2 protein-coding genes are annotated in these 740 nt (G+C 61.4%); both read right to left on the reverse strand.

All coding sequences use genetic code 11. The annotated features are described in order from the left end of the window. Positions 1-250 (reverse strand): nucleotidyl transferase AbiEii/AbiGii toxin family protein (locus tag HY30_RS18170; protein WP_034744442.1); only part of this gene is annotated, 250 nt, incomplete at its 3' end. After that, a partial coding sequence (locus HY30_RS20260) for a hypothetical protein (RefSeq protein WP_034744445.1) occupies positions 243-740 on the reverse strand: 498 nt, incomplete at its 5' end. The genes HY30_RS20260 and HY30_RS18170, both read right to left, overlap by 8 nt.

Raw genomic sequence — 740 nt, forward strand, 5'->3', positions numbered from 1 at the left:
CCAGATAAGGGGTCCAGTTGAATGTCCGGTCCGGTGCCAGGAGCATGAAGTCAAGATCCTCGGAAAACCGGGGCAAGCCATGGAGGATGCGCAGGCTCGTGCCGCCCTGGAACACGGCGACATCGAAAAAATCCGCCTTCCAGAGCGCATAGAGGGCGATCTCCTGCATGATCTCCTTTGTTGCATTCTCCTCTTCCAGGCGGTTCTTCGCACCATAGGATCGCAGCTTCTCCTGAATGAGATCAATCATCGGTGCCTTTCCCGGACAGGCTGCCCGATTGTCTGAGACCCATCACGGCCTGCTCCAATGCGCTCAGGAACAGTCGCACCTGCCTGTGCTTGTAGACATCGCGAAGCGCATCAAAATCACTGCGCTGCAGCGCCGTCAGCCGGGACCGCTCGATCCGAAGGCCCTGCTCGATCCAGTCAAGACCGGCCCAGTTCGCTTTTCGCAAGGCGACCAGGTCCATGAGGGCACGCAGCGGCTGGGCCACCAGCGCGACGGACTTGCCCATCCCGATCCGGTCGACCGAGACGAGAAACTGGTAGGGCGCAATCGCCAGCGGATGGAAGCTGAAATGGCCAAACCGCTCCGTGTCCCGGGTCAGCGTCTTGCGGCCCGTGTTCACGCTCGCGGTCGTGTAGACCGCTTCCGGAATCCAGCCATGATAGGACAGGGCCGTCTCGAACGAGACATAGCTGCCGGGCACCAATGCCTGGGCGACGGCAAAGGGGTGCGG

The sequence above is a fragment of the Hyphomonas chukchiensis genome, from assembly GCF_000682695.1.
GTDB classification, from domain to species: domain Bacteria; phylum Pseudomonadota; class Alphaproteobacteria; order Caulobacterales; family Hyphomonadaceae; genus Hyphomonas; species Hyphomonas chukchiensis.